The following is a 715-nucleotide window of genomic DNA, read 5'->3' as shown; positions in this document are numbered from 1 at the left end:
GACTATTGTCAGCAATGGACGTGGCATGGGCCGTGATCCAGCTCAGCACGGCCTGCGAGTCTGCTGCCGGGATGGGAAAGAAGGCGTTGAGGATATAGCCGGCCGCGATAGCGCAACCGAGCGACAATACCGGCGACCAGGCGAACCAATTGCACCAGACCGAAAGCGGCGCGACGAATTTCGAGTAGCGCAGCCATGCTGTCGCGCCGTAGACCGAGGCGCCGCCTGATTTGTTGCCGAACATTCCGGCGATTTCCGCATAGGTAAAGGATTGCAGAAATCCCATGATCATCGAGATGATCCAGACGACGAAGGCGAGCTTGCCGGTTGTACCGGCGATGCCGCCGATGGAGAAAAGAACAAGCGGCGGCACGCCCGCGGCCACCCAGAACGCGCCCTTCCAATCAAGCGCGCGTATAAGCTTACCTTCTGTACCAGCGGGAACGCCGGCATCCACAATATCCGTCATTGGTGAAGTTCCCCATTTTGTTCCGGACGTTTTCTCGTCTTATTCCCTGAACGTGCTCCCCGAATATTCCGGGCTTGCCGGCCATTTTCACCTGCCGCGTCTACGCGCGATTCCAACCGGTGCGCCCTTTATGCATAGTCAAGATATTTTCTTTTTAGTCAACATCCCTTTACTTTTCCGCACCGTTTTGTCAGCATGATTTTGGTGTTCTGCCGTGTGTCGTTCCCGAGAGGCTCATTGTGAGAG

General features: G+C 56.2%; 1 protein-coding gene. It reads right to left on the bottom strand.

Features of this window, described 5'->3' with window-relative positions; translation table 11 throughout:
• On the bottom strand, window positions 1-469 hold a 469-nt coding region (locus tag AC1D0P_RS26565), incomplete at its 3' end, for an amino acid permease (protein ID WP_477679463.1).
• Window positions 470-715 lie beyond the last annotated feature (246 nt).

Source organism: Polaromonas sp. P1_G2 (genome assembly GCF_056405515.1).
This window is presented reverse-complemented; position numbering and strand designations above follow the sequence as displayed.